This is a genomic window from Campylobacter sp. RM15925, from assembly GCF_012978775.1.
Classification (GTDB): domain Bacteria; phylum Campylobacterota; class Campylobacteria; order Campylobacterales; family Campylobacteraceae; genus Campylobacter_A; species Campylobacter_A canis.
The window spans coordinates 1-6,733 of sequence record NZ_LIWP01000026.1 but is presented as its reverse complement, the minus strand read 5'-3'; the positions used below and the strand labels follow the sequence as shown (position 1 = coordinate 6,733).

Sequence of the window (6,733 nt, the reverse complement as noted above, 5' to 3'; positions counted from 1 at the left end):
GTTAAAAAAGACGGCAAATGGGGGTACATAAACACCAAAGGCGAACAAGTAGTAGAGTGCAAATTTTATGAGGTCCTGGGCTTTATTGAAGGCTTAGCAAAAGTTAAAAAGGGTCTCAAACAATTTACAATCAATAACAAAGGAAATTTCGTTGTTCATGACGAAAATAATAATCAGATGGAGATATCTAGTAAGTTTGACGATGTCTATGACTTTAGCGAAGGCTTAGCAAAAGTTAAAAAAGACGGTAAATGGGGATACGTAAATAACAAAAGCGAACAAGTAGTAGAGTGTAAATTTGATGAAGCCTCGGGCTTTATTGAAGGCTTAGCAAAAGTTAAAAAGGGTCTCAAACAATTTACAATCAATAACAAAGGAAATTTCGTTGTTCATGACGAAAATAATAATCAGATGGAGATATCTAGTAAGTTTGACGGTGTCTATGACTTTAGCGAAGGCTTAGCTGCAGTCAAAAAAGACGGCAAATGGGGGTACATAAACACCAAAGGCGAACAAGTAGTAGAGTGTAAATTTGATGAAGCCTCGGGCTTTAGCGAGGGCTTAGCCATAGTTAAAAAAGGACACAAACGGTTTATTATCAATATCAAAGGTGATTTTGTAGCATTAAAAGAAGATGGTAGCAAAATAGAAATCACAAAAGAAATATCAGACAAATCAGGCAATGTCTTCTTGCTGTCAAATAGCGATGGTAAATTTGGACTTTTGGATGCAAACTACAACGTTCTCATAAAAAACAAACTCTACGGCGAATTTGAAGTAGTGCAAAGGATGAATGAAAACACGTTCTTGATAAAGATGGCGGAGAAGGAGTTTTTTATAGATAGTAATGGCGACTTTAAGTAAAACTTTTTAAATGGAGCAGCTATAAGTATTTATTAAATATTATAATATTATTTATTATCTTTATAAGCTTTATTTGTGTGGTTTTAGTGTCATTTCTAAGTTGCTAGATTAATTTACTGATTACAATATTTGATAAGTCATATCAAGTTTATATCTTTGAGTAGCTGGTTTATATGTTCCTTTTTTGTAAAAATTCCTTGTCTTCTTACGTTAGCTCGTTCTCGTTTTTGCTAATAGGGCGAGCATACTCTACGTGGCCACAAAACGTTACCGTTTTTGGCTCACGTAAGAGGCTCGCAAGGAGAGTTTGCCACTCCCTTGACCCACGCTTTTGCTCCGAGTGTATTTATTGAAAACAGCTGAACTAAGTAGGCTGTTTTCAATAAATATTTAAACTTACGGACATATTTCCGTAAGAGCTCGGAGTGATTGTAGGTTAATTTTTTATTTTATTTCTTGCTTAAAAAACAATCCATCTATTCTCTCTATTGGCTGCTAGTACCATAAACTTAAAATATGTTTTTCTATACGTTATTATCATGTGAGCCAAAGTAAAAACCGAATTAAGCTAAATTTAATCAAACTCATAGTGTAAAGTGCCCTATAGCCCATAAAATACGTTTTTTAAAGTTTTCTTATAGTATGTAGCTAAAATACTCGCTTGTTTCTTTTTTCGATCCCGTACCTATTTAACATGTATAAATACGTTTGTATGCGATTGCTGTCAAAATATTCAGAATTTTTATTTGCGATCCTAGTTTTAACTTGACCTATCGCCCTTAAACATATATCATGCATTTTATCAAGACGCGGAGATATTTATGAATCAGAATTTTCACAAAAAAAGAAAAATCACTAAAACTATATTCAAAAGACTTAGGCTTACGCCCGACGAATGGTCGGCTATCGAAAAGAAGCTAAAAGAAACAGGGATGACCTTTTCAAAATTTGCCCTAAGTTCAATGCTGTCCAGGCGAATTAGACTTCCTATTGAAAGGGAGCTTTTGACTGAGCTATCCAAACAAGGAAACAACCTAAACCAAGTGGCTGCCAGGTTAAACCGCGACGAAAGTTTAGATAGGGTCGGTCTAAAAATCATAGCCGATGACAACGCCGTCTTGCGTCAAATTTACGAGATGTTGGGCAAGTAATGGAACCTATCGGTAAAGTTTATCGTTTTTTGGTTTTATACTTTTGCTATGTAAAGAGAGACGTGGGTAACGATGCTAGTTAAATTTCTTCCTACGTATACCGGCGGCGGTCTTGGGAGCATAAACTACCTTTTAAACGAAAGAAGAAAAGCGGCCGGAACGGCTAAGGTCGTAAAGGGCGACGAAAATTTAACTAGAGCCGTAATAAAAGGGGTTACTTATAAACAAAAGACCTGTTTCGGAGTTCTATCATTTGAGGAGAAGCATGATTTTATGAACGAGGAGCGAAAGCTAAAAATCATAAACGATTTCGAACGCGCATTGCTCGGGGATTATATGCTAGAGCGGATAAATGTACTCTGGGTCGAGCATTCCGACAAGGACGGAAGACTCGAGTTAAATTTCTTGATCCCGAAGATTGATCTTATAACAGGCAATTCATTTAATCCATACTTGGCAAAATTCGACCAACATAGGATTGATTTGATTAAAAGAATGATTAACGATGAGTATAGCCTGTCAAGTCCGGATGATCCCGCAAGAGAGCAAACTATATCGGCTAGCAAGAAAAACATCGTGCACTATCAAAATTTAGAAGAACTTGATAAAAAGCTACACGAACTAGTAAGAGAGGGCTACATCAAAAATAGAGACCACATAATAGAGCTTTTAATGCAAAGCGGTATAGAAGTAATTAGATCGACAAAGAAGAGTATAACCGTAGTACTACCTAATCAAAAAACAAAAAATCGTTTAAAAGGAGGAATATACGATGCAAATTTCACAGGCGCTCAAGGACTTGGAGAGCTCAGCCAAAGCTCAAGCAGAAGAATTCGAGAGTTCAATAATAGAAACACACAAGCAGAGTGCGAAAGAAATAGGCGAAAGCTTGAAGAGCTCATTAAAAAGCGAGATAAATTCAATAGGCAAAAATTTAGAGTCTCGCCTTCAAGAGATAATATCGATCCAAAGCAAGAACAAAAGATGGATATCGGCACTCATAGCTACGACGACACTGATAATAGGAATAGTATCGGGCTATCAGATACACTCTTATATGGCGGAACCGCAAATAAAGAAAGCGAGATCGGACACAATCAAAGAACTACAAGTGATTCTGAACGAGCAAACAAAGGAGATGGAGGCGATGAGAGTATGGACGATACCGCAAGCATGGAGGCATTCCGAACCAGAAGCGGACGGAAGGATGCAGTACTATATATCGGTCCCTCGGAGCAAGGAGATCTTCGAGAAAAACGACAAATACTACATACCTATGAGAACGGAGTAGAAGATGACGACATTAGAAGAAGCATTGCTCGAAGAAAACGAGAGCTTGACACAGATGATCAAGAGCGAAAGGAGCGAACACGAATCGCAGAAGAAGGCCTTGATCGAAAAATACGAGAAGGAGATAACGAGTTTGCAGCAAGACAAGATAAATTTGATAGATCGCATGCAACATTTGATGAACGATTGCGTGAACAAGATACACGAATCGTCGCAAACACAAAGAGAAAGATACGAGAAATCTTTGGGGTTTTTAAAAAAGAAATTAATAAGTTTGCAAGAAGAATTCAAAGAACTATCGAAAAAATACGAATCTTTGAAAGAGAAGTGTCAAGAATAGTAGTTGACGAACAGTATCTTAAAAACAAAAATATCGAGATATCACTTGATGCAGATGATGAATTGCTGAAAGTCCTAGGCCAGGAGAACGAGAATGTATGGGGAATGGATACGAGATAGAATCTGATGGTTTTATCTGTTTGGCATTATGCTTCCAGTTGAAATCCAAAGATAGATTTGCTAGATTTATTTTTCAGAGCTTGGGTAGGCCCAAAAATAGGCCTACCCAAGCGTACCTCAGCTTTATTTTAATACCAATTTCGTTATCTGTCCAGTTATATTATACAGATTCAGCATCTAAAATATATTGCACTTGATCTCTATCCACTTCGTGCCTGGCTATCCATTTTTCTATTTTTTCTCTATCGTATAGAATTTTTCTACCGCCCAGCTTTATATAAGGCAAGATGCCTTTTGATCTCCAAATGGATTGAGCATCCGTACCGATACTAAAGAGAGCTTCAAATTCCACAGGGGTTATAAACTTTTTTTGACAAGGATTTATTTGCATTTTTTTCCTTTATAAATTTTATACCCATCCTATCATGTGACAAACCTTAAGTCAAGCAAAAAATCGGTTCGCCAAAGATATTTTACTATTTTTTATTTTGAGGTAATAGTACGGTAATTGGAGGATTGTTAAGTATGATTTTTAGGTGCGAAGGCTACCGAAGTAGCCTAAGACCTACGCCGTAAGGCGCGTACAAGTATGCGAATACTACAATATATTCTCTTAAAAGTGTATAAAATTTCTTTTTATGCTTGCTGAAGATTTTACCAAGAAGGCGTAGGCACTGGTTAGTTTATTGTTGGATTCATAAAATCCTTTATGTTTTCTAGCTCTTTTAAGCAGGCTAATTAGCTCTACTACCGTAGCTTTTTTCATGGGTTTGGTTTTGCAAAGTATATTAAATATCAAAAAAGAACACAAAAAGTTATTTATAAATGGATTTTTCATTTTATTTTCAATGCTTTTTTTCGATGATCTTAGATGTAAATTTAAAAAATCCATAATCTGATAAGTCGGCCTAAATTTGTCGATAGGGTTTAGATTGTTTATCAAACAGTTATTGTGCGCCGCTGCATTTCTAATAAACTGCACTGATGTTAGCATGTTTTTTATTTTTATGTATTCTTGATTTGGAAATTTTTTATAATAAAAATCGCAAAAATTTGTAAAGTTTTTAAACTCCAATATCTCGATTAAATTCCATATCGATAGATTGACTCTATATTTATTAATAATATTGTCTTTGGCTGTAAAGTCGTGTTTGCTATAATTTAAAAAATAGTTTTTCTGTTTGGGATTGGCATTGAGATAATCATCTACTATCGAGTATCCATCACACTCATCTTCATTAAAATCCCTTAATAGCTTAGTTTTTAAAAGATGCTCTATATTTAAGGTAAGAGTTAGGATAAATCTGCGAAGATGCATATCTATAGTAGATAGCTCCTTTAAATAGGCAAATTCTAAATTTATGTATGTACCGTCGTCTCGTTTGGTGTAATTTTTAGCATAGGATTTTATTTTAAATAGGTAACTATTGTTGGTTAAAAAATCGATAGCCGATTCTTTATCGCATATATTAAATTTTACCCCTTTGGTTTCCAAGTAGACGACTTGCTGGGCAACAGATAACTTTGGTTTATTAAATTTATCCAATTTTTTATTCTTTACAATTATATTGTTTCATTATATCATATTTTATATATTTAACCTCTCGTTTGCCTTACTGGTATTTTGCCGCAAACGTCATTTCTGCCCCAATCTTTTAGTGGCTACTAAATTTTCTATCACTTGCGAGCTTTTCTGAGTCGCTTTGTAAGTATCGACGCCTAGATAGTGTTGCAGGGTCGCTAGTTCTTCGTGTAGTAAAGTGCCCGACATTGTATGGATATCTGCGCTAGCTTCCGCAAGAGCGCCGACTACTATATCTCGCGCCATATGCAGGTGAAAATTCTCAACTCCTGAGAGTTCTCTGATTTTTTTGACTTGCCTGTCTAGATTAACTATCGTCTCGCCGCTTACGGGGCTAGCAAATACCAGCTCAGCTATTCTCGGTATCTCTTGTAGCTTGGATGCTATAAAATTTGGGATGGCTACGATATAGTCGTTAGAGTTCTTTGTTCTCTCTAAAAGCATAGTGTTGTTGCTGAAATTTATGTTTTTCCATTTTAAGTTTAAAATTTCGGACTTTCGCCTGCCCGTAAAAATCAGGGCAAAAAGCGTCCAGTAAAAAACGTCGTCGGCGTAAAGTTCATTAATGGCAGAAAATAAATTTCTAAGTTTATCCGAACAGTTGATAACTTTTGATTTTTTCTCAATCTTGTCTAGCTTTAAACCAAACGTCGGCTCAAAAGCTAGAGCCCTATGAATAAGCGCATATTTAAACATGGGGCGTAAAATTTCCTTTATCGTTTTATTGTATGTTTTTGGCGATAGCCCTTTGCTTCGCATAGAATTATAAAAAATTTGAATATGATCAAGCGTTACCTTTTCTATAGCCAGCGAGCCTAGCGGGCTGTTTTTGATGTGATTGTTAAACATCGCCGCTAGCCCGGTCGTAGCTTTGGTTTTGGCTCTAGTTTCCATATATAAATCCCAAAGCTGCTTAACTTTGATGTTTGGCTGGATTCTAGAAACATTAGATGCCGCCATATCTTTGCCTTTTGCCCACTCCGCAAAAACTGCCATAGCTTCTTGTAAATATTCCCGCCCGGTCCATTTTTCTCTTACGGCTATTTCTACTACCTTAGTGGCTCGCCTTCCTTCGCTACTTCTTTTTCTGAATAAAAACTTATTCGTATGATTTTTACTCACGTAGATATTTGGAACTTTCGTCTTTTTGTATTCGCTTAGACTGATTGACATTTGAGTCCTTTTTCAAATCCTTTGCGCCGCTTTGGGTAACCCACTGGGTAACCCATTTGGCGATAGAATTATAATTCTAAAAAAGTTATAATTAGCTTAAGATATCGTATTCTAAGACTATACAAACTTATATAATCCTTAATAAATCTGCGGCGTATTTTTTCAAGTCCTTTCATCCGCACCATCTTCAATATACACAAACTTTCCGATATAA

Annotated in this window: 6 protein-coding genes; 3 read left to right on the top strand and 3 right to left on the bottom strand. The window is 36.0% G+C overall.

Annotation, left to right across the window (positions count from 1 at the left end):
* From CDOM15925_RS09860 to CDOM15925_RS09850, 3 genes are all read left to right on the top strand, one after another.
* On the top strand, positions 1-864 hold an 864-nt coding region (locus CDOM15925_RS09860), incomplete at its 5' end, for a WG repeat-containing protein (protein ID WP_169943235.1).
* Between the two features lie 821 nt (positions 865-1,685).
* Entirely contained in the window at positions 1,686-2,015 is a 330-nt protein-coding gene (locus tag CDOM15925_RS09855; protein ID WP_169943234.1) for a plasmid mobilization protein, read from the top strand.
* Between the two features lie 72 nt (positions 2,016-2,087).
* Positions 2,088-3,764 carry a relaxase family protein gene (locus CDOM15925_RS09850; RefSeq protein WP_169943233.1) on the top strand — a complete coding sequence of 559 codons (1,677 nt, stop codon included), beginning with the start codon at positions 2,088-2,090 and terminating at the stop codon, positions 3,762-3,764.
* A 160-nt stretch (positions 3,765-3,924) separates the two neighbouring features.
* Here CDOM15925_RS09850 and CDOM15925_RS09845 read toward each other — a convergent pair whose 3' ends face one another.
* The 3 genes from CDOM15925_RS09845 to CDOM15925_RS09835 all read right to left on the bottom strand — a co-directional run bounded on the left by CDOM15925_RS09845 (position 3,925) and on the right by CDOM15925_RS09835 (position 6,519).
* Entirely contained in the window at positions 3,925-4,155 is a 231-nt protein-coding gene (locus CDOM15925_RS09845; RefSeq protein WP_169943232.1) for a helix-turn-helix transcriptional regulator, read from the bottom strand.
* A 222-nt stretch (positions 4,156-4,377) separates the two neighbouring features.
* Positions 4,378-5,259 carry an Abi family protein gene (locus CDOM15925_RS09840; RefSeq protein WP_169943231.1) on the bottom strand — a complete coding sequence of 294 codons (882 nt, stop codon included), beginning with the start codon at positions 5,257-5,259 and terminating at the stop codon, positions 4,378-4,380.
* A gap of 141 nt (positions 5,260-5,400) precedes the next feature.
* Positions 5,401-6,519, bottom strand: coding sequence for a tyrosine-type recombinase/integrase (locus CDOM15925_RS09835; protein WP_169943230.1), 1,119 nt, complete (start codon positions 6,517-6,519; stop codon positions 5,401-5,403).
* Positions 6,520-6,733: the final 214 nt, after the last annotated feature.

Coding starts and splice junctions, on each gene's coding strand:
- CDOM15925_RS09855 (WP_169943234.1), top strand. CDS start 1,686: ATGAATCAGAATTTTCACAAAAAAAGAAAAATCACTAAAACTATATTC.
- CDOM15925_RS09850 (WP_169943233.1), top strand. CDS start 2,088: ATGCTAGTTAAATTTCTTCCTACGTATACCGGCGGCGGTCTTGGGAGC.
- CDOM15925_RS09845 (WP_169943232.1), bottom strand. CDS start 4,155: ATGCAAATAAATCCTTGTCAAAAAAAGTTTATAACCCCTGTGGAATTT.
- CDOM15925_RS09835 (WP_169943230.1), bottom strand. CDS start 6,519: ATGTCAATCAGTCTAAGCGAATACAAAAAGACGAAAGTTCCAAATATC.